Source organism: Streptomyces aquilus, assembly GCF_003955715.1.
In the GTDB taxonomy this organism is placed as follows: Bacteria; Actinomycetota; Actinomycetes; order Streptomycetales; family Streptomycetaceae; genus Streptomyces; species Streptomyces aquilus.
Genome location: NZ_CP034463.1, coordinates 3,074,099 through 3,094,312 on the forward strand (window position 1 = coordinate 3,074,099; position 20,214 = coordinate 3,094,312).

Here is a 20,214-nt window from a genome sequence, read left to right on the forward strand (position 1 = left end):
GTGCGAGGTCCGTCACAGCTCGGCTTCAGTCCCGCCCCGATCTCACCCGAACCCCCGGCCCTGTCAGTCACGGCTCGTACACTCACCTGCGTGGATACGACCCTTCAGGACCCTCTGGTCGGGCAGGTGCTCGACGGCCGGTACCGCGTGGAAGCGCGGATCGCCGTCGGCGGGATGGCCACGGTCTACCGGGCCCTGGACACCCGCCTCGACCGCGTGCTCGCCCTGAAGGTGATGCACCCGGGCCTCGCGGCCGACGCCACCTTCGTCGACCGCTTCATCCGCGAGGCCAAGTCCGTCGCCCGGCTCGCCCACCCCAACGTGGTGCAGGTCTTCGACCAGGGCGCCGACGGGTCGTACGTCTATCTCGCCATGGAGTACGTCGCCGGCTGCACCCTGCGGGACGTGCTGCGCGACCGCGGGGCGCTCCAGCCGCGGGCCGCGCTCGACATCCTGGAGCCGGTGCTGGCGGCGCTCGGCGCCGCGCACCGCGCCGGGTTCGTGCACCGCGACATGAAGCCCGAGAACGTCCTCATAGGGGACGACGGCCGGGTCAAGGTCGCCGACTTCGGGCTGGTCCGCTCGGTCGACACCGTCACCAACACCAGCGGTGCCGTGCTCGGCACCGTCTCCTATCTCGCGCCCGAGCAGATCGAGCAGCCGGGCGCCGCCGACGCCCGCGTCGACGTGTACGCGTGCGGTGTCGTGCTGTACGAGATGCTGACCGGCGAGAAGCCGCACGACGGGGACTCGCCCGCGATCGTTCTCTACAAGCACCTCCACGAGGACGCCCCGCCGCCCTCGGCGATCGTGCCGGGCCTGCCGTTCGAGCTGGACGAGCTGGTCGCGTCGGCGACCGCCCGCACCCCGGACGTCCGCCCGTACGACGCGGTGGCGATGCTCGCCCAGGTCCGCGAGGCGCGTGCCGCGCTCAGCGCGGACCAGCTGGACGCCGTACCGCCGCAGGCGCTGACCACCGAGCACGACAACACCGAGGACCGGACGAGTGTGATCCCGCGCTCGCTGACGGTGCCGCGGCCGCTGCCGGTCAACGAGGACGACGGGTCCGCGCTCAACCGCACCAGCCGGCTGGCGTCCCCGCCGCCCCCGCCGCCCCGGCGGCGCCGTGGCTCGGGCCTTCCGCGCGGGCCGCTCGCGATCGTCGTCGCGCTCCTGCTGATCCTCGGTGTCGGCGCCGGCGTCTGGTACATCAACTCCGGGCAGTTCACCAAGGTCCCGGCGCTGATCGGCAAGACCGAGGCGCAGGCGCGTGAGCGGCTCTCCCAGGAGGGTCTCGACGTCGGCAAGGTGAAGCACGCCTACAGCGACACCGTGAAGCGGGGCCGGGTCATCAACTCGGACCCGGAGGTCGGCACCCGGATACGGAACAACGACTCGGTGACGCTGACGGTCTCCGACGGCCCGAAGACCGTGGAGCTGGCCGACCTCAAGGGCTACCGACTGGACAAGGCGCGGCTCCGGCTGAAGAACGACGGACTGGAACCGGGCATGGTCACCCGGGAGTTCAGCTCCGACGTCATCAGGGGCTTCGTGATCCGCACCGACCCCGAGGGCGGCACCGAGCTCCACGCGGGCACGGCCGTCGCCCTGGTCGTCAGCAAGGGCAGCCCGGTCGACGTCCCGGACGTCACCGGCGAGAGCCTGGAGGACGCCAAGGCGGATCTGACGGAGGCGGGCCTGAAGGTGAAGGTCGCCACCGAGCAGGTCAACTCGGAGTTCGACAAGGGCCAGGTCGCCGCCCAGACGCCGGGCGAGGGCAGCCGGGCCGCCGAGGGCGACACCGTGACGCTGACGATCTCCAAGGGCCCCGAGATGGTCGAGGTCCCGGACGTGGTCGGCGACAGCGTCGACGACGCGAAGGACGCGCTGGAGGCGGCCGGGTTCGAGGTCGACGAGGACCGCGGCATCCTCGGGCTGTTCGGCGACACCGTCAAGAGCCAGTCCGTGGACGGCGGCGACACCGCGCCCAAGGGATCGACCATCACGATCGAGATCCGCTGAGACCGGCCCCTGGACGAACCCTGGACCACCGACGGGGCACTCCCCCGCGCATGACACCCTGAACGGGTGATGACTCAGCGCAACCCCGTCGGCGGCCATGTCCCCGTGGCCGGCGGTCTGAACTCCGTCGGCCTGTCCTACGCCCGCGATCTGAAGGCGGAGACCGTACAGGTCTTCGTCGCCAACCCGCGCGGCTGGGCCACGCCCGCCGGCAACCCGCGGCAGGACGAGGAGTTCCGGGCGGCCTGCGCGGCCGAGTCGATCCCGGCATATGTCCACGCCCCGTACCTGATCAACTTCGGCTCGCACACCGAGGCCACCGTGGAGAAGTCGGTGGAGAGCATGCGGCACTCGCTGCGGCGCGGGCGGGAGATCGGGGCGCTCGGCGTGGTCGTGCACACGGGCAGCGCGACCGGCGGACGGGACCGGTCCGTGGCCCTGAAGCAGGTCCGGGAGCACATGCTGCCGCTGCTCGACGAGCTCACCCACGACGACGACCCGTTCCTGCTGCTGGAGTCGACCGCCGGACAGGGCGCCTCGCTGTGCTCGCGCACCTGGGACTTCGGACCGTACTTCGAGGCCCTGGACGCCCACCCCAAGCTGGGGATCTGCCTCGACACCTGCCACATCTTCGCGGCCGGACACGATCTGACCGGCCCGTCCGGCATGCACCAGACCCTCGACCTGCTGGTCGACACCGTCGGCGAGGGGCGGCTGAAGCTGATCCACGCCAACGACTCCAAGGACGTCGTCGGCGCCCACAAGGACCGGCACGAGAACATCGGCGCCGGCCACATCGGCGAGGACCCGTTCCGGGCGCTGATGACCCACCCGGCCACGGCAGGCGTACCGCTGATCATCGAGACCCCCGGCGGGAAGGAAGGGCATGCCGCGGACGTGGAGCGGCTGAAGAAACTTCGCGACGCGTAACCCGTTACGGAATACCCCCTGGGGGTATACGGTTCTTGCTGGATGCAGGAACCGTTACCTGACGTTGGGGGCACTCATGCAGCACGAGGCGCACGCGGGACACGTACACCACCCGGCGAGCAGCTGGTCCATGGCCGTCCAGGCCACCCTCCACTGCCTCACCGGCTGCGCCATCGGCGAAGTGCTCGGCATGGTCATCGGCACCGCGCTCGGCTGGGGGAACCTGCCGACGACGATCCTCGCGATCGTCCTCGCCTTCTTCTTCGGCTACTCGCTCACCCTGCGCGGCGTCCTGCGCTCCGGCCTCGGCCTCCGGGCCGCCGTCCGGGTGGCGCTGGCCGCGGACACCCTGTCGATCGCCGTGATGGAGCTGGTCGACAACGGGGTGATCGTGCTGTGGCCGGGCGCGATGGACGCGGAACTGACCGACCTGCTGTTCTGGGGCGCGCTGGCGATCTCGCTGGCCATCGCGTTCGTCGTCACCGTGCCGGTGAACAAGTGGATGATCGGCCGGGGCAAGGGGCACGCGGTGGTGCACCAGCACCACTGACCGGGGCGGCTACAGGTCGGGGCCGTCCCCCGGTCCCTCCTGGTACGAGTACCGCTGCTCTTTCCACGGGTCGCCGATGTTGTGATAGCCGCGTTCTTCCCAGAAGCCGCGGCGGTCGGCGGTCATGTACTCGACGCCGCGGACCCATTTGGGCCCCTTCCAGGCGTACAGATGGGGGACGACCAGGCGGAGCGGGAAGCCGTGCTCGGCGGTCAGCAGCTCACCGTCCTTGTGGGTGGCGAAGATCGTGCGGTCGGCGGCGAAGTCCGCGAGACGCAGGTTGGAGCTGAAGCCGTACTCGGCCCAGACCATCACATGGGTGACATCCGGTGCGGGCGGGGCGATCTCCAGGACGGTCCGGGCGGGGATACCGCCCCACTCGGCGCCGAGCATGCTGAACTTCGTCACGCAGTGCAGGTCCGCCACGACGGAGGTGTACGGCAGGGCCGTGAACTCCTCGTGGTTCCAGCAGTGCTTCTCGCCGTCCGCGGTGGCGCCGAAGACCCGGAACTCCCAGCGCTCGGGCCGGAACTTGGGGACCGGCCCGTAGTGGGTGACGGGCCAGCCACGCTGTAGTCGCTGCCCCGGCGGTAGCTCGGAATGCGCCACTTCTCCACTCTCGCGCTCCACCGGCTGACCCATGACTCCATCCTGACAGACCACGGGCGGTGCACCTGACCAACCCCATCCCGACTCATCTCAAATCGGACTAAGCATGGACTTACTTACTAAGCGCAGACTTACTGGACGATCTTCGGTGACGGTGCAAGGATGCGGCGCAACCTGCCAGTTCCCCCTTTGGAAGGAGCCTCTGCGATGCAGGGCGACCCCGAGGTCATCGAATTCCTCAACGAGCAGCTCACCGGCGAGCTCACCGCGATCAACCAGTACTTTCTGCACGCCAAGATGCAGGAGAACTTCGGCTGGACGAAGCTCGCGAAGTACACCCGCCACGAGTCGTTCGACGAGATGAAGCACGCCGAGGTGCTCACCGACCGGATCCTGTTCCTGGAGGGGCTGCCGAACTACCAGCGCCTGTTCCATGTCCGGGTCGGACAGACGGTCAAGGAGATGTTCGAGGCGGACCGGCAGATCGAGGTCGAGGCGATCGACCGTCTCAAGCGCGGGATCGAGGTGATGCGCGCCAAGGGCGACATCACGTCGGCGAACATCTTCGAGTCGATCCTGGAGGACGAGGAGCACCACATCGACTACCTCGACACCCAGCTGGAGCTCCTGGAGAAGCTCGGTGAGGCGCTGTACATCGCCCAGCTGATCGAGCAGCCGGAGAGCTGAGCCGCAGACCTCAGGCCGCTTCGTCCAGCTCCGCGAGCATCGGCTGACCCTGATCGGCCAGCTCACGCCGGGGGCACGCGCCCCGGCCCAGGATGGCCTGGATACGGCGTACGCAGGAACCGCAGTCCGTGCCCGCCTTGCAGGCCGACGCTATCTGGCGGGGGGTGCAGGCACCGTCCGCCGCGTGCTTCTTCACCTGCTGCTCGGTGACACCGAAGCAACTGCAGACGTACACGCGGCTCACCTCCCGACGGGATTGATCGGTCTTGCCATCCCCGTTGATCGGTGAGGCTAACCTAACCTTACCCGGCCCGCCGGGAGCGTAAAAGTGGTGTGGGGCGCGGATCGTATGTGATCCGCGCCCCACCTCATGCCCCTGTAACAGGCGAAACCCTTACTGGTCCCGGTACATCTCCGCCACGAGGAAGGCCAGGTCGAGCGACTGGCTGCGGTTCAGCCGGGGGTCGCAGGCCGTCTCGTAGCGCTGGTGCAGGTCGTCGACGAAGATCTCGTCGCCGCCGCCCACGCACTCGGTGACGTCGTCGCCGGTGAGCTCCACGTGGATGCCGCCCGGGTGGGTGCCGAGGGCCTTGTGGACCTCGAAGAAGCCCTTGACCTCGTCGAGCACGTCGTCGAAGCGGCGGGTCTTGTGACCGGAGGCGGCCTCGAAGGTGTTGCCGTGCATCGGGTCGGTCACCCAGGCGACCGTCGCACCGGAGGCGGTGACCTTCTCGACCAGCTCGGGCAGCTTGTCGCGGACCTTGTCCGCGCCCATGCGCACGATGAAGGTGAGCCGGCCCGGCTCGCGGTCCGGGTCGAGGCGCTCGATGTACTGGAGCGCCTCCTCGGCCGTGGTGGTCGGGCCGAGCTTGATGCCGATCGGGTTGCGGATCTTCGAGGCGAACTCGATGTGCGCGTGGTCCAGCTGCCGGGTGCGCTCACCGATCCACACCATGTGCGCCGAGACGTCGTACAGGCGGCCCGTGCGCGAGTCCACGCGGGTGAGGGCCGACTCGTAGTCGAGCAGCAGCGCCTCGTGCGAGGAGTAGAACTCGACGGTCTTGAACTCCTCCGGGTCGGTGCCGCAGGCCCGCATGAAGTTCAGCGCGTTGTCGATCTCCCGGGCGAGCTGCTCGTAGCGCTGGCCGGAGGGGGACGACTTCACGAAGTCCTGGTTCCAGGCGTGCACCTGGCGCAGGTCGGCGTAGCCGCCGGTGGTGAAGGCGCGCACCAGGTTGAGCGTGGAGGCGGAGGCGTTGTACATCCGCTTCAGGCGCTCGGGGTCCGGGATGCGGGCCTTCTCGTTGAAGTCGAAGCCGTTGACCGAGTCGCCGCGGTAGGTCGGCAGGGTCACGCCGTCGCGGGTCTCGGTGCCCTTGGAGCGCGGCTTGGAGTACTGGCCGGCGATCCGGCCGACCTTCACGACCGGCACCGAGGCGGCGTACGTCAGCACGGCGCCCATCTGGAGCAGGGTCTTGAGCTTGTTGCGGATGTGGTCGGCGGACACGGCGTCGAAGGCCTCGGCGCAGTCGCCGCCCTGGAGGAGGAACGCCTCTCCCTTGGCGACGGACGCCATCCGGGCGCGCAGCTGGTCGCACTCGCCCGCGAAGACGAGCGGCGGATACGACTCCAGCTCCGCAACGACTGCGCGCAGAGCCTCGGGGTCGGGGTACTCGGGCTGCTGCGCCGCGGGCAGTTCTCGCCAGGTGTTGCCAGCGCTCGCGCTGGTCTTAGCGTTCACGGTCACGGCCTCAACATTACGGGGTCGTGTCGTGGCTCCCGGCGCATGCCCATCAAATGAGACACGGAGTACAGAGAACGGACATGGGGTAGGGTGCGTCGCATGTTCGCGCACTCGACCCAGAACTGGTGGTGGACCGCTCATCCGGCGGCCCACTGACTGCGCGTACGCAAGACTTCGCGAAGGCCGCCCGAGGGGCGGCCTTCGGCGTTTCCGGGGTCGTTCCTCACCATCGACGTCATCGACAGCCGAGGAACCATGGACCTGACACAGCTCGTGCACGACGACCGCCCGTTCGCCCTGCTGCGCCGCCGCACGCCGGGCCACGACGAGAACACCGTCGAGGTGTTCCTCGGCCCGGTCTCCTCGTACGACCGCCTCGCCGACCTCCCCGACGAGGGGCTCGCCCTCGTCCCCTTCCGGCAGATCCGCGAGCGCGGCTTCGACGTGCGGGACGACGGGACACCGCTGACGGTGCTGGTCCCCGAGGAGACGCACACACTGGCCCTGCCGGACGCCCTGGCGCAGCTCCCCGCCCATGACGTCCGCGTCGAGAACGGCGGCTTCGACGTCGCCGACGAGGAGTACGGCGAGATCGTCGGCCGGGTGCTGCGGGAGGAGATCGGGCGGGGCGAGGGCGCGAACTTCGTGATCCGTCGGACGTACGAGGGGGAGATCCCGGGGTTCTCCCGCGGGGACGCGCTCGCCCTGTTCCGGCGGCTCCTCGTGGGCGAGCGGGGCGCCTACTGGACCTTCGTCGTCCACACCGGCGACCGCACCCTCGTCGGCGCCAGCCCCGAGGTGCATGTGCGGATGTCCGGCGGCACGGTCGTGATGAACCCGATCAGCGGGACGTACCGCTATCCCGCCGAGGGCCCCACCCCCGAGCACCTGCTCGACTTCCTCGCCGACGGCAAGGAGATCGAGGAGCTGTCGATGGTCGTCGACGAGGAGCTCAAGATGATGTGCACGGTCGGCGACATGGGCGGCGTGGTGATCGGGCCGCGTCTGAAGGAGATGGCCCACCTCGCGCACACCGAGTACGAGCTGCGCGGGAAGTCCTCGCTGGACGTCCGGGAGGTGCTCAAGGAGACCATGTTCGCGGCCACCGTCACCGGCTCCCCGGTGCAGAACGCCTGCCGGGTCATCGAGCGGCACGAGGTCGGCGGCCGGGGCTACTACGCGGGCGCGCTGGCCCTGCTCGGCCGGGACTCGGGCGGCGCCCAGACCCTCGACTCGCCCATCCTGATCCGCACCGCCGACATCGCCGCCGACGGGCGGCTGCGGGTCCCGGTCGGCGCGACGCTGGTGCGCGGCTCGGACCCGGCGAGCGAGGTGGCCGAGACGCACGCGAAGGCGGCGGGGGTGCTGGCGGCCCTGGGCGTACGACCGGCACGGCCGCGCGCCGAGGAGGCGCGCCCGAAGCTGTCCGACGACCCCCGGGTGCGGGCCGCGCTCGACGGCCGCCGGTCGTCCCTCGCGCCGTTCTGGCTGCGGATGCAGGAGCGGTCTCAGGAGCTGGCGGGCCACGCTCTCGTCGTCGACGGCGAGGACACCTTCACGGCGATGCTCGCGCACGTCCTGCGCTCCAGCGGGCTGGAGGTGACCGTCCGGCGCTACGACGAGCCCGGTCTGCGCGAGGCCGTCCTCGCCCACGAGGGCCCGGTCGTCCTGGGCCCCGGCCCGGGCGACCCCTCCGACCTGACCGACCCGAAGATGCGCTTCCTGCGCGACCTCGCCGCCCACGTCATCCGCGAGCACCGGCACGGCGTGCTCGGCGTCTGCCTCGGCCACGAGCTCATCGCGGCGGAGCTGGGCCTGGAGATCGTACGCAAGGAGGTGCCGTACCAGGGGGCGCAGACGACCGTCGACCTGTTCGGGCGGGAGGAGACCGTCGGCTTCTACAACAGCTTCGTGGCGCGCTGCGACGACGAGACGGCGGCCGAGCTGGCCGCGCACGAGATCGAGGTGAGCCGGAACGGGGCGTACGAGGTGCATGCGCTGCGCGGGCCTGGTTTCGCGGGGGTGCAGTTCCACCCGGAGTCGGTGCTGACGCTGAACGGGGCCGCGATCGTACGGGAGTTGACGGCTCAGCTGCGCGGCACGAGCACGTTCTCCGAGCGGCGGCCGGCCTTGTAGTCGAGGACGTTGCGCACCGTGGCGTCGACGATCTGGCCGACGGCGTCCTCGGTGTAGTACGCCTGGTGGGACGTGACCAGGACGTTCGGGAAGGTGACCAGGCGGGCCAGGGTGTCGTCCTCGATGGCCTCCAGGGACTTGTCGAGGAAGAACAGGCCCGCCTCCGCCTCGTACACGTCGAGGCCGACGCCCGCGAAGCGGCCCGCGCGCAGCTCGGTGACGAGGGCCGCGGTGTCGATGAGGCCGCCGCGGCTGGAGTTGACGAGGATCGCGTCGTCCTTCATGGCCCGCAGGGCCGCGGCGTCGAGGAGGCGCTGGGTCTCCGGCATCAGCGGCACGTGCAGGGTGACCAGGTCGGACTCGGCGAGCAGCTGCTCCTTGGAGACGTACTTCATGCCGAGTTCCAGGCAGGCGGGGTTCTCGGCGACGTCCCAGCCGAGCAGCCTCATGCCGAAGCCGTGGGCGATCCGGGTGAAGGCCTCGCCGATCTTTCCGGTGCCGAGGACGCCCGCGGTGCGGCCGTGCAGGTCGCGGCCCATCAGGCCGTCGAGGCGGAAGTCGAAGTCGCGGGTGCGGGTGGAGGCGCGGACGATCCGCCGGTTCACGGCCATGGCGAGGGTCCAGGCGAACTCGGCGACCGAGTACGGCGAGTAGTACGAGACGCGGGCGATCGTCATGCCGAGCCGCTCGGCGACCTTGAGGTCGATGTTGTTGAAGCCGGTGGAGCGCTGGGCGATCATCCGGGTGCCGCCGGCCGCCAGGACCTCCAGGACGCGGGGGCCGAGCTCGGCGTTGACGCTGGTGGAGACGGCCTCGTAGCCGGCCGCGATGGGGGCGGTGTCCTCGTTGAGGAAGACGTCCAGGCAGCGGACCTCGTGGTGGCCCTGGAAGGCGCGCTCGATCAGGGGCTTCTCGTCGGCCTGGACACCGAAGGCGAGGATCTCCACGCGGCCCTCCGGGGGGTACGCCGGAATTGTCTGGTCCTGGCGAATATCTCACAGACCCCCGCGGAGGCGCTCTGTCAGCGGGCGCCCCTGCCGAACGCCGCCACGGAAGCCATGACGGCGCTCGGGGTTCGAGGGGTGGTGGGTGGTCAGCCGAAGAACACTCCGACCTCCGCGTACAGCTCCGGGGCGACCGTCTTCAGCTTGGCCGTGGCGTCCGAGATCGGCACGCGCACGATGTCCGTGCCGCGCAGCGCGACCATCTTCCCGAAGTCGCCGTCCCGTACGGCCTCGATGGCGTGCAGCCCGAAGCGGGTGGCGAGCCAGCGGTCGAAGGCGCTCGGGGTGCCCCCGCGCTGGATGTGCCCGAGCACGGTCGTACGGGCCTCCTTGCCGGTCCGCTTCTCGATCTCCTTGCCGAGCCATTCGCCGACCCCGGACAGCCGGACGTGCCCGAAGGAGTCCAGCGACCCGTCCTTGAGGACCATGTCGCCGTCCTTCGGCATGGCACCCTCGGCGACGACGACGATCGGGGCGTACGAGGCCTTGAAGCGGGAGGTGATCCAGGCGCACACCTGGTCGAGGTCGAAGCGCTGCTCGGGGATGAGGATGACGTTGGCGCCGCCGGCGAGGCCGGAGTGCAGGGCGATCCAGCCGGCGTGACGGCCCATCACCTCGCAGACCAGGACCCGCATGTGGGACTCGGCGGTGGTGTGCAGCCGGTCGATGGCCTCGGTGGCGATGCCGACCGCGGTGTCGAAGCCGAAGGTGTAGTCGGTGGCGGACAGGTCGTTGTCGATGGTCTTCGGTACGCCGACGACGGAGACGCCGTACTCGTCGGTGAGCCGCGCGGCCACGCCCAGGGTGTCCTCGCCGCCGATCGCGATCATCGCGTCGACCTCCAGCTTGGCGAGGTTCTCCTTGATCCGGCGGATGCCGTTCTCCTGCTTCAGGGGGTTCGTCCGCGAGGAGCCGAGGATGGTGCCGCCGCGGGGCAGGATGCCGCGCACGGCGGGGATGTCGAGGCGGACGGTGTCGCCCTCCAGGGGCCCGCGCCAGCCGTCCCGGAAGCCGACGAAGTCATAGCCGTACTCCTGCACGCCCTTGCGGACGATGCCCCGGATGACGGCGTTGAGCCCGGGGCAGTCGCCGCCTCCGGTCAGTACTCCGACCCGCATGGAAATGTCCCTTCGCCGCGGTTGCCTGGTGAAGGCCACGCTAATGGTGATCCAGGTCACACAGGGATGGGCCGGAAGGGCAATTCCGGTGAATCAGGGGGTCATCGGTTTACTCGTCGTCAAGTCCGCGCTCTATCGCGTACCTGACCAGCTCCACCCTGTTGTGCAGCTGGAGCTTGCCCAGGGTGTTCTGGACGTGGTTCTGGACCGTGCGGTGGGAGATGACCAGGCGTTCGGCGATCTGCTTGTAGCTCAGGCCCTTGGCGACGAGGCGCAGCACCTCGGTCTCGCGGTCGGTGAGTTCGGGTGCCTTGGGCTGGTCGGCGTCGGCGGCGGGCGCGGGCTCCGAGGCGAGGCGGCGGTACTCACCGAGGACCAGACCGGCGAGGCCCGGCGTGAACACCGGGTCCCCGACCGCGGTCCGGCGCACCGCGTCGAGCAGCTCCTCCGTGGACGCCGACTTCAGCAGATAGCCGGTCGCGCCCGACTTCACGGCCTCCAGCACGTCGGCGTGCTCGCCGCTGGCGGACAGCACCAGGACCCGCAACGCCGGGTTGTGGCCGACGAGTTCCTTGCAGACCTGGACGCCGGGCTTGAGCGGCAGGTTCAGGTCGAGCACGAGCACATCGGGCCCGGCCGCCTTGGCCCGGCGTACCGCCTGGTCGCCGTCGCCCGCGGTGGCCACCACCTCGAAGCCGGACTCGCCCAGGTCGCGGGCGACCGCGTCGCGCCACATCGGGTGGTCGTCGACCACCATCACCTTGATCGGGCCCTGCTGCTCACTCATCGCTGTCCTGCCTTCCCCCGTGAAGCCTTCGGTACCTTCAGTTCGACCTCCGTGCCCTGCCCGGGCACCGAGATCAGCTCGGCGCTGCCGCCGAGATCGCGCAACCGCCCCCGGATCGACAGGGCCACCCCCATCCGCCCCTCCCCCTCGGCCTGGGCGAGCCGCCCCTCCGGAATGCCGGGCCCGTCGTCCCGTACGGTCACGATCACCTCGCCGGGCTCGTCCTCGACCAGGATCCACGCGCGCGCCTGCTCCCCCGCGTGCTTCCGTACGTTGTCCAGGGTGGCCCCCACCGCGGCGGCCAACTCCCTCGCGGCGGCCGGGGGCAGCTCCACCGGAGCACCGGGCTCGGCGAAGCTGACCTTGGCGGCGGCGAACGGGGCGAGCAGCACGCGGAGATCGACGGGACCCTCGGGCTCCGGCTCGTCGACGGCCCGTACGACCGCGCCCTGGGCCGCGTCCTCGGACGCCCAGGAGACCCGCGTCAGCCCTCCGGAGACCAGGGTGCGCAGCGCCACCTCCTGCTCGCCCGCCATCCGGCCCAGCTCCGCCGCCTCGCCGCCGAGGACGGCGCCGCGCCGCTGCACCATGGCCAGCACCTGGAGCACGCTGTCGTGGATGTCCCGGGCCAGCCGCTCCCGCTCCCTGGTCGCCGCCTCGATCTCCAGGGCGCGGGCGAGGGTGCGCTCGGAGGCGCGGGCGACCTCGACGACGTAGCCGATGGCGATGGAGGCGACCCAGACCAGGATCACGTTGTGGATGGTGTCCCGGGCGGGGGCGCCGCGCTCGATGAGGTTGGCGACGGCGACCGGTGTGGAGGCGAACGCGGCCCAGCGCCAGCCGCCCTTGATGGCGAACGCCAGGACCGAGCCTGCCGTCCATATCGACGGCAGGGTGGGGCCGCCGCCGTCGATGTGCGCGTCGTTGACGACCAGCGGGGTGAGCACGATGCCGGTGAGGGCGACGGTCAGGTCGGCGGCGAGGAAGCGCTTGGTGCAGGACGCCTCGTTCTGGACGCGGGGCAGGGTGGCGAGCGTCCAGCCGCACAGGACGACGTAGTAGCCGATGGCGATGCCCGGGCGGTCGTAGTCGTCGTACTGCGTGGCGAACAGGCCCACCGCGTACAGCATGGTCAGCACCCGGTAGCCGGTGAGCGCACGCCACAGCGGCAGCTCGACCGACATCCTCATGACACGCTCACGCCTGGCCATGCCCCCCACCCCCACCCGATGTCCCGATGTCAGGACTCGGCGCGTTCCTTCTCAGCCTGCGCGAGGGCGGCCTTGGCCGCCTTCTCCGCTTCCTTCTCGGCCTTCGCCGCCTCCGCGATCTGCCGCTTGGCGGCGGTCGCGTAGATGTCGACGTACTCCTGGCCGGAGAGCTTCATGATCTCGTACATGACCTCGTCGGTCACCGCGCGCAGCACGAAACGGTCGTGCTCCATGCCGTGGTACCGGCTGAAGTCCAGCGGCTTGCCGATGCGGATGCCCGGCCGCATGATCTTGGGCATCACCTTGCCCGGCGGCTGGATCTTCTCCGTGTCGATCATCGCGACCGGGATGACCGGCGCGCCGGTGGCGAGCGCCACGCGCGCGAGGCCGCCCGGCTTGCCCCGGTAGAGGCGGCCGTCGGGCGAGCGGGTGCCCTCCGGGTAGATCCCGAACAGCTCACCGCGCTCCAGGACTTCGATGCCGCTCTTGATGGCCGCCTCGCCCGCGCCACGCGCGCCGGAGCGGTCCACGGGGAGCTGGCCGACGCCCTTGAAGAAGGCGGCCGTCAGACGGCCCTTCACACCGGGCGTCGTGAAGTACTCGGCTTTCGCGATGAAGGTGACCTTGCGGTCGAGGACCGCGGGCAGGAAGAAGGAGTCCGAGAAGGAGAGGTGGTTGCTCGCCAGGATCGCGGGGCCCTCGGCCGGGATGTTCTCGGCGCCCTCCACCCAGGGCCTGAAGGCGACCTTCAGCGGCCCTCCGATGGCGACCTTCATCGTTCCGTACAACAACCGAGTGCCTCCTGTGTCTGTCGATCAGACCTTAACCCGGAGCACCGTCAAAGGACCCGACGACCCTGGTCGGTGTCAGTGCGGTCGCGTACGGTGAAGTACCTGCGCACGACCCCATGAACACGCAACCGACCCCATGAACAGGAGACCGAAGGTGCCGGTCCTCCCTGGAGCCGAGCCGTTCCGCCATGAGGGCGGGGAGACGGGTGTCCTCCTCTGCCACGGTTTCACCGGTTCCCCGCAGTCGCTGCGCCCCTGGGCGGAGCACCTCGCCGAGCGCGGCCTGACGGTGTCGCTGCCCCTGCTGCCGGGCCACGGCACCCGTTGGGAGGACATGCAGCTCACCGGCTGGCAGGACTGGTACGCCGAGGTGGACCGCGAGCTGCGCGCCCTCACCGAGCGCTGTGCCGACGTGTTCGTGGCCGGCCTGTCGATGGGCGGCGCGCTCGCCCTGCGCCTCGCGGCGAAGCACGGGGACGCGGTGCGGGGCGTGCTGGTCGTCAACCCGGCGAACCGTATGCACGGCCTCGCGCCCTACGCCCTTCCGGTGGCCCGTCATCTCCTGCGGTCGACGCCGGGCATCGCCGACGACATCGCCAAGGAGGGCCGGCACGAACTGGGCTACGACCGGGTGCCGCTGCACGCCGCGCACTCCCTGCGGGCCTTCTTCCGGCTGGTCGACGGCGAGTTGCCGCAGGTCACCCAGCCGCTGTTGCTGCTGCGCAGCGCCGAGGACCATGTCGTGCCGGCCGCCGACTCCGCGCGCGTGCTGAGCCGGGTGTCGTCGACGGACGTGACGGAGATCGTGCTGGAACAGAGCTACCACGTGGCGACGTTGGACCATGACGCGGAGCGGATCTTCGAGGAGAGCTCCGCGTTCATCGGCCGGCTCGCCGCCGGCTCCGGCAGCAAGGAAGGGACGGCCGTACGTGGCTGAGTACGACTCGGACCGCGAGGACCGGGAGAACCGCGACGACCGCGAGGACCGCGACGGTCTCGGCCCGGAGGAGCAGCACGTCCCCTTCGACGAGGCCGCCGCCTGGGAGGCGATCGTCGCCGGGTACGGCGAGGAGCCGCCGGACCCGCCGGGCGCCAAGCCGTTCAAGTCGGTGGAGGACCTGGCCCTGCTGGAGCCGGAGACGAACGACAGCGGCACCGACACGGACGCCGCCGCGGAGCGGCCGAAGGGGGACGAGAAGCCCGCGTCGGCCAAGCCGTTGGGCAGCTCCGTCGCCTTCGCGCCCGGCGTCGGCCCGCGTGACTACACGACGCCGGAGCCGGCGGAGGAGGACTTCGACGAGGACGACGAGGGCCACTTCGTCCCGCCGGAGCCGCCCCCGCTGCCGGACGCCGACACCACGGCCAAGTTCGCCTGGCTCGCGGTGCTGGGCGGCCCGCTGCTCCTGCTGCTTGCGGTACTGCTGAGCTGGGACATGACCTGGTGGCTCGCCACGATCGGGATCGGCGGCTTCCTGGGCGGGTTCGCGACGCTGGTGATGCGGATGCGGACGGACGAGGACGAGGACGACGACCCCGGGCGGGGCGCGGTCGTCTAGTCGGCGGCGGGCACTCTGAGGGTGGCCAGGACCGGGAGGTGGTCCGTGGCCACCCTCAGGTCTGTCTCGGGGAGGTGCAGAGGGACCCCGCAGCCCAGCACCTCGATGCCCTTCGTCGCGAAGATCGCGTCGATGCGCTGGTGCGGCTCGCTGTGGACCCAGGTGTGCTCGCCGCCGTCGGGGGCCACCGCCCAGCAGTCCTGGAGGCTCTCGGCGAGACGGCGGAACGTCCGGCCGCCCGGGCGCTCGTTGAGGTCGCCGCCCGCGACGGCGTGCTCGACGCCCATGCCGGCGAGACGGTCGAGGAGCATGCCGGCCTGCTCGTAGCGCTCGTCCTTCTGGAGGCTGAGGTGACAGCTGAGTACGCCGAGGCGGGCGTTGCCGAACCGGACGACGGCGGTCGCGAAGCCGCGCCTGTGCTGCCCAGGTGTGAGCGGGAGAAGGACGTCTTCCGTGCGCTCCACGGTGGCGCGGAGATCGCACAGGATGGCCGGGCCCGCCGCTGTCGCACCCCCGGTGAGGATGACGAGGTCGGCTGCGCGGGCCAGACGGGCGAGTTTCTTGCGCCAGTGGAAGAAGCGGGGGGCTTCTTGGACGAGGACGAGATCCGGTTCGCAGGCCTTGATGACTCGGGCGAGGGCGGCGGTGTCGTCGCGTAGGGAGCGGACGTTGTAGCTGAGGACTCGGACGAGCGCTGAATCGTCAGGTGCCATGGCGTTGATTTTTGCGCCTGACAGCTCGGGGCGCGAGGTATGTGTGCGACTGGCCCCCCGTTGTGGCTGGTCGCGCAGTTCCCCGCGCCCCTGAAAAGCCTTGCCCTCACCGCTGGATCACATGATCGGGTCCGGCTCTCGCGCCAAGTCGGCCGCGCCGACCATCCCCGCCTTGTTCCCCAGCTGAGCCGCGATGACATCCGCCACCGGGCGCCAGTTGCCGCCCACCAGCCAGCGCTTGTACGACTTGCGGATCGGGTCGAGGACCAGTTCGCCCTCGTCCGAGAGGCCGCCGCCGACGATGAAGGCGGACGGGTCGAAGAGGGAGGCCAGGTCGGCGAGGCCGGCGCCGGCCCAGCGGGCCAGCTCGCGGTAGGAGTCGACGGCGACCGGGTCGCCCTGCCGGGCGGCGACGGAGATGTGCTTGCCCTCGATGCCCTCCGGCGAACCGTCGCCGAGGGCGAGCAGCACCTCGGCGCGCTCCGGGGTGGCGTTGGCGCGCTGCTTGGCGTACCGGACGAGGGCGCGGCCGGAGGCGTACTGCTCCCAGCAGCCCTGCGAGCCGCAGCCACACAGCAGCCCGTCCGGCACCATGCGGATGTGGCCGAACTCGGCGGCGACGCCGAAGTGGCCGCGGCGCAGCTTGTTGCCGATGATGATGCCGCCGCCGAGGCCGGTGCCGAGCGTGATGCAGATGACGTTGCGGTGGCCCTTGCCGGCGCCGAACTTGTACTCGCCCCACGCGGCCGCGTTGGCGTCGTTCTCCACGACGACGGGGAGGCCGACGCGGGCCTCGACCTTCTCCTTCAGCGGCTCGTTGCGCCAGTCGATGTTGGGCGCGAAGTAGACCTCGGAGCGCTGCCGGTTGACGTAACCGGCGGCTCCGATGCCCACGCCGATGATCTCGTGACCTGCGCGTGCGCCCTCGACGGCGGAGGCGATGGCGTCCACGATGCCCTCGGGCGTGCCCGGGGTCGGCACCTTGAAGGTCGAGAGGATGTTGCCTTCCTCATCGACCACGCCGGCCGCGATCTTCGTGCCGCCGATGTCGACGCCGATGGTGAGTCCCATGAATCCCTCAGTTTCGGTCGAGCCCCGCTACGGCCCACCGTACCCGAGCGACCTCTAGTCCAGGTCGATGCGCTCCCCCGGACCAGGCTCCTCGCCGCCCTTCCCGGGCTTGGTGTCCCGCTGGGTCCAGCGCTGTTCCTGGGCCTGGACCGCGGAGCGGTAGGCGGCCAGCAGTTCGCTGCCGGCCGCTGCCAGGTGGTCGAAGACGTCCGGGTTGCGTTCGATGACGGGCTCGACGGCGGCCTTGGCCTGCTGGACGACCTGCTGCACCACCTGCTGGGCGGCCGGTCCGGCGACCGCCCCGAGCAGCGGTGACTGGATCGAGGAGAGCTTGTCGCTGACGGCGTCGACGAGTTTGCGCAGTTCCTCCGCGGCCGAGCCGGGCGGCGGGCCGTAACTGGCGCGGCGACGGGCCTTCTCCGCCGCGAGATCCTCGGCACACGCCGTCGCCCACGCGTCGGCGTCGGTGGCCCGCACCTCGTCCACGGCCTCGTTCCCCGAGGCGGCGTCTGACGGGCGGAGCTCTTCGCTCATGACGGACTCCTGACTGCGTTGCGTCCTTACGACGTTACCCGAACGGCCGCACCGGATTCACGGGGTCTGCGGCCAGAGATCCGGGTCCGGCGCGAACCGGACCCGCAGCTCCCCGTCGCGCAGCGCGGCCCCGGCGACGGTGCACCGGCGCAGCGCGGACGGCAGCGGCACGATCCGCCGGAACTGCCCGGCGGCGACGACGAGTTCGTCCCCGCGCCGGATGAGGTCCAGCTCGTCCCGTATCGCACCGGGGAGGGGCACGTGCCACACCAGCACGCCGTCCTCGGCCAGCCGGTCGACGACCGGCCACTCGACGCGGGAGGAGGTCTCCGGCGCCCCGGGCACCACGAGGGCGTCGAGGTCGTCGAGGCCGCGCGGGTCCCGTCCGGGGTGGGCGATCTCCACGACCTCGTACGTCTCCCGCCACTCCTCCAGCGTCTTGCGCTGCTGGGCGACGGGTCCGGCGAGCCAGCTGTCGGCGGACGCGTCGGGCAGGACCCGGTTGGCGATCAGGTGGTCGGGCCGCAGTCCGCGCAGGGCGAGCCCGAGGGTGGCGTCGCGCACGGCGTCGGCCCCGGCGGGGCCGGGTTCGGCGACGAGCCGTACGACGGTCTTGCGGTCGGCGATGACGGCCTCGACGGCGGCGAGTTCCAGGTCCCAGCGCGCGGTGGTCTCGTACAGCCACTCCGAGGGCATCGGCACCCCGGCCAGCCGTCCGAGCACGGGCCTGAGCGCCCGCGCGGCCTGCCGTTCGGGCGGCAGCAGCCGGCGCAGATAGCGGCGCAGTTCCCCGGGGAGGGCGAGGAGGGCGAGGGCCTGCGGGGTGGGCGGCAGGTCCACGACGAGCAGGTCGTGCCTCCCCCAGTGCCCGAAAGGCCTGGGAGGTGCCCCCATGGAGAGGGCCGCGTCCCGGAGGGCACGCAGGAGGGTGAGTTCCTCGGCGCCGGGCAGCGGGGTGACCTCTTCGGGGTCGAGGCGGGAGGCGCCGAGCAGGTCGAGGACGGAGGAGGCGCGCTCCTGGAAGCCGGCGAGGTCGTCCCGGAAACCGGCGGTCGCGTCGGGCCGCCAGGCGGTGAGTCCCTCCCGGACCTCGACGGGCACCGGCCCCGTGGCCACGCCCAGGACCGCGCCGAGGGTGTCGGTCCGGTCGCCGCTGAGGAGGAGGGTCCGCTCACCCGCGCGCGTGGCGGCGAGTGCGGTGGCGGCGGCAAGGGTCGTACGACCGCTGCCGCCGGGACCGGTGATCAGGAGGGTGCGCATGGGAGTGAACGGTAGATCCCCCCGCGGCAAATCCCTATTTCGCCCCGGACTCCACCCGCTTCTTCAGCCCGGCGAGCGCCCGGTCGATGATGACCTTCTCGGCCTTGCGCTTGATCATCCCGAGCATCGGGATCTTGACGTCGACGGTCAGGAGGTAGGTGACCTCGGTCGAACCGGTGCCGGTGGCCTTGAGGACGTACGAGCCGTCCAGCTGGCGCAGCATCTGGGACTTCACCAGCGTCCAGGAGACCTCGTTCTCCCCGGTCCACGTGTAGCCGAGCACCTGGTCGTCCTTGATGGCGCCGGCGTCCATGACGAGCCGTACCTGCTCGGCGCGGCCGGCGGCGTCCGTCGCGAGGACCTCCGCCTGCTTCACCTCGCCCGTCCAGTCCGGGTAGCGGGCGAAGTCGGCGATCACCGCCATGACGTCGGCCGGTGCCGCCTCGATCGTGATGCTCGAGCTGGTGTGTTCCGCCATCGCCGTGGCTCCTCCAGATGCGGGCCGGTAGGTCATGAAGCGTGCGCACGTGTGTGCAGCGTGAAGGCTACCGCGCACGTGACCGGCCGACTTCACCGCCCGTCACCCTTCGGACTTCACCGGCCGCTCACCATTCGAGCGCCCACGGCCGTCCACTCCCCGCGAAGTGCCCGACGTTGACGCACTCGGTCGCCCCGATCCGCATCCGGCGCACGAGCGGTTGGTGGACATGGCCGAACAGCGCGTACCGGGGCCGGGTGCGCCGGATCGCGTCCAGCAGCGCCCGGCTCCCTCGCTCGAAGCGGCGCGCGACGGTGTCGTAGACCAGCTCGGGCACCTCGGGCGGGATGTGCGTGCACAGCACGTCGACCTCGCCGACCGCCTCGATCTTCGCCGCGTACTCCTCGTCGCTGATCTCGTACGGCGTGCGCATGGGGGTGCGCAGGCCGCCGCCGACGAAGCCGAAGACCCGGCCGCCGATCTCCACGCGCTCGCCGTCGAGGACCGTGGTGCCCGGTCCGGCGTACTCCGCCCACAGGGGCGGCATGTCGACATTGCCGTAGGTGGCGTACGTCGGTGTCGGGAACGCGGCGAACAGCTCGGCGTACTGCTTGCGTACGGCCTTCTCGATGGCGCTCGCCCGGTCCGTACCGATCCCGGCCCACAGGCGGGCGCCGAACTCGCGGGCCTCCTCGAAGCGGCGGGCGGTGCGCAGCTCGACGATGCGGTCGGCGTTCTCGGTGCCGAACAGGTCGGGGAAGATGCCGCGGGAGTGGTCGGCGTAGTCGAGGAAGAGGACGAGGTCACCCAGGCAGATCAGGGCGTCCGCGCCCTCGCCGGCGCGGGCCAGGTCACGGGCGTTGCCGTGCACGTCGCTGACCACATGGACGCGTGTCCTGCGGTTTCCGGGTGGTGAGGGTGCCATGGCGATCAAGGGTAGGCGTGTGCGGCATACGTGAACAGTGGCGGCCGGACCTGCGGTTACTGGCCAGTCATCAGACGCCTCGACTACT

22 protein-coding genes are annotated in these 20,214 nt (G+C 70.8%); 8 read left to right on the forward strand and 14 right to left on the reverse strand.

Annotated elements, in window-relative coordinates; genetic code table 11:
* Positions 1-90: 90 nt before the first annotated feature.
* The 3 genes from pknB (at position 91) to EJC51_RS14200 (ending at position 3,502) form a co-directional block, all read left to right on the forward strand.
* Positions 91-2,022 (forward strand): Stk1 family PASTA domain-containing Ser/Thr kinase, encoded by a 1,932-nt coding sequence (gene pknB, locus EJC51_RS14190; RefSeq protein WP_166682858.1) that lies wholly within the window; start codon positions 91-93, stop codon positions 2,020-2,022.
* Between the two features lie 69 nt (positions 2,023-2,091).
* A complete protein-coding gene (locus EJC51_RS14195) occupies positions 2,092-2,952 on the forward strand; it encodes a deoxyribonuclease IV (RefSeq protein WP_059197557.1) in 861 nt (286 codons plus the stop codon).
* A gap of 76 nt (positions 2,953-3,028) precedes the next feature.
* Complete coding sequence (locus EJC51_RS14200) at positions 3,029-3,502, forward strand: DUF4396 domain-containing protein (RefSeq protein WP_126271414.1); 474 nt, start codon at positions 3,029-3,031, stop codon at positions 3,500-3,502.
* Positions 3,503-3,511: 9 nt separating this feature from the next.
* On the opposite strand, the gene EJC51_RS14205 is transcribed toward EJC51_RS14200, so the two are convergent.
* Positions 3,512-4,144 (reverse strand): sulfite oxidase-like oxidoreductase, encoded by a 633-nt coding sequence (locus EJC51_RS14205; RefSeq protein WP_126271415.1) that lies wholly within the window; start codon positions 4,142-4,144, stop codon positions 3,512-3,514.
* A gap of 174 nt (positions 4,145-4,318) precedes the next feature.
* Between EJC51_RS14205 and bfr the strand changes: the two genes are divergently transcribed.
* Positions 4,319-4,798, forward strand: coding sequence for a bacterioferritin (bfr, locus tag EJC51_RS14210; RefSeq protein ID WP_079308696.1), 480 nt, complete (start codon positions 4,319-4,321; stop codon positions 4,796-4,798).
* Positions 4,799-4,808: 10 nt separating this feature from the next.
* On the opposite strand, the gene EJC51_RS14215 is transcribed toward bfr, so the two are convergent.
* Positions 4,809-5,033, reverse strand: coding sequence for a (2Fe-2S)-binding protein (locus EJC51_RS14215; RefSeq protein ID WP_208870707.1), 225 nt, complete (start codon positions 5,031-5,033; stop codon positions 4,809-4,811).
* Between the two features lie 159 nt (positions 5,034-5,192).
* Positions 5,193-6,545 (reverse strand): class II 3-deoxy-7-phosphoheptulonate synthase, encoded by a 1,353-nt coding sequence (locus tag EJC51_RS14220; protein ID WP_126271417.1) that lies wholly within the window; start codon positions 6,543-6,545, stop codon positions 5,193-5,195.
* 96 nt (positions 6,546-6,641) lie between these two features.
* On the opposite strand from EJC51_RS14220, the gene EJC51_RS49555 reads away from it, so the two are divergent.
* Both EJC51_RS49555 and EJC51_RS14230 read left to right on the forward strand, forming a co-directional pair.
* Positions 6,642-6,698 carry a trp operon leader peptide gene (locus EJC51_RS49555; protein ID WP_071528813.1) on the forward strand — a complete coding sequence of 19 codons (57 nt, stop codon included), beginning with the start codon at positions 6,642-6,644 and terminating at the stop codon, positions 6,696-6,698.
* Between the two features lie 99 nt (positions 6,699-6,797).
* Positions 6,798-8,678: an anthranilate synthase family protein gene (locus EJC51_RS14230; RefSeq protein ID WP_126271418.1), complete on the forward strand. Its 1,881-nt coding sequence runs from the start codon at positions 6,798-6,800 to the stop codon at positions 8,676-8,678.
* On the opposite strand, the gene EJC51_RS14235 is transcribed toward EJC51_RS14230, so the two are convergent.
* The 5 genes from EJC51_RS14235 to EJC51_RS14255 form a co-directional block, all read right to left on the reverse strand.
* Positions 8,630-9,625 carry a 2-hydroxyacid dehydrogenase gene (locus tag EJC51_RS14235; protein WP_126271419.1) on the reverse strand — a complete coding sequence of 332 codons (996 nt, stop codon included), beginning with the start codon at positions 9,623-9,625 and terminating at the stop codon, positions 8,630-8,632. The genes EJC51_RS14230 and EJC51_RS14235 overlap by 49 nt on opposite strands.
* A gap of 146 nt (positions 9,626-9,771) precedes the next feature.
* The gene (locus EJC51_RS14240) at positions 9,772-10,800 is read right to left on the reverse strand and encodes a 6-phosphofructokinase (protein WP_126271420.1); all 1,029 of its coding nucleotides are present in this window, start codon (positions 10,798-10,800) and stop codon (positions 9,772-9,774) included.
* A 109-nt stretch (positions 10,801-10,909) separates the two neighbouring features.
* Positions 10,910-11,587, reverse strand: coding sequence for a response regulator (locus EJC51_RS14245; RefSeq protein ID WP_059197571.1), 678 nt, complete (start codon positions 11,585-11,587; stop codon positions 10,910-10,912).
* Complete coding sequence (macS, locus tag EJC51_RS14250) at positions 11,584-12,798, reverse strand: MacS family sensor histidine kinase (protein WP_126271421.1); 1,215 nt, start codon at positions 12,796-12,798, stop codon at positions 11,584-11,586. The genes EJC51_RS14245 and macS overlap by 4 nt, the downstream gene beginning before the upstream one ends.
* A gap of 29 nt (positions 12,799-12,827) precedes the next feature.
* A complete protein-coding gene (locus EJC51_RS14255) occupies positions 12,828-13,574 on the reverse strand; it encodes a lysophospholipid acyltransferase family protein (protein WP_126276945.1) in 747 nt (248 codons plus the stop codon).
* A 169-nt stretch (positions 13,575-13,743) separates the two neighbouring features.
* Here EJC51_RS14255 and EJC51_RS14260 point away from each other — a divergent pair, with 169 nt between their 5' ends.
* Both EJC51_RS14260 and EJC51_RS14265 read left to right on the forward strand, forming a co-directional pair.
* Positions 13,744-14,526, forward strand: coding sequence for an alpha/beta hydrolase (locus EJC51_RS14260; protein ID WP_126271422.1), 783 nt, complete (start codon positions 13,744-13,746; stop codon positions 14,524-14,526).
* Complete coding sequence (locus EJC51_RS14265) at positions 14,519-15,145, forward strand: hypothetical protein (RefSeq protein WP_126271423.1); 627 nt, start codon at positions 14,519-14,521, stop codon at positions 15,143-15,145. The genes EJC51_RS14260 and EJC51_RS14265 overlap by 8 nt, the downstream gene beginning before the upstream one ends.
* Here EJC51_RS14265 and EJC51_RS14270 read toward each other — a convergent pair.
* From EJC51_RS14270 to EJC51_RS14295, 6 genes are all read right to left on the reverse strand, one after another.
* Positions 15,142-15,858, reverse strand: a complete 717-nt coding sequence (locus EJC51_RS14270; RefSeq protein ID WP_126271424.1) for an endonuclease/exonuclease/phosphatase family protein — start codon at positions 15,856-15,858, stop codon at positions 15,142-15,144. The two genes, EJC51_RS14265 and EJC51_RS14270, sit on opposite strands and share 4 nt — an antisense overlap.
* Positions 15,859-15,975: 117 nt before the next feature.
* A complete protein-coding gene (locus tag EJC51_RS14275; RefSeq protein WP_059197577.1) occupies positions 15,976-16,929 on the reverse strand; it encodes an ROK family glucokinase in 954 nt (317 codons plus the stop codon).
* A 54-nt stretch (positions 16,930-16,983) separates the two neighbouring features.
* Entirely contained in the window at positions 16,984-17,463 is a 480-nt protein-coding gene (locus EJC51_RS14280; RefSeq protein ID WP_126271425.1) for a DUF5304 domain-containing protein, read from the reverse strand.
* A gap of 57 nt (positions 17,464-17,520) precedes the next feature.
* On the reverse strand, positions 17,521-18,723 hold the full coding sequence (locus EJC51_RS14285) for an ArsA family ATPase (protein ID WP_126271426.1): 1,203 nt from the start codon (positions 18,721-18,723) through the stop codon (positions 17,521-17,523).
* A 34-nt stretch (positions 18,724-18,757) separates the two neighbouring features.
* Positions 18,758-19,201: an SRPBCC family protein gene (locus EJC51_RS14290; RefSeq protein WP_126271427.1), complete on the reverse strand. Its 444-nt coding sequence runs from the start codon at positions 19,199-19,201 to the stop codon at positions 18,758-18,760.
* A 127-nt stretch (positions 19,202-19,328) separates the two neighbouring features.
* The gene (locus EJC51_RS14295; RefSeq protein ID WP_126271428.1) at positions 19,329-20,126 is read right to left on the reverse strand and encodes a metallophosphoesterase family protein; all 798 of its coding nucleotides are present in this window, start codon (positions 20,124-20,126) and stop codon (positions 19,329-19,331) included.
* Positions 20,127-20,214 lie beyond the last annotated feature (88 nt).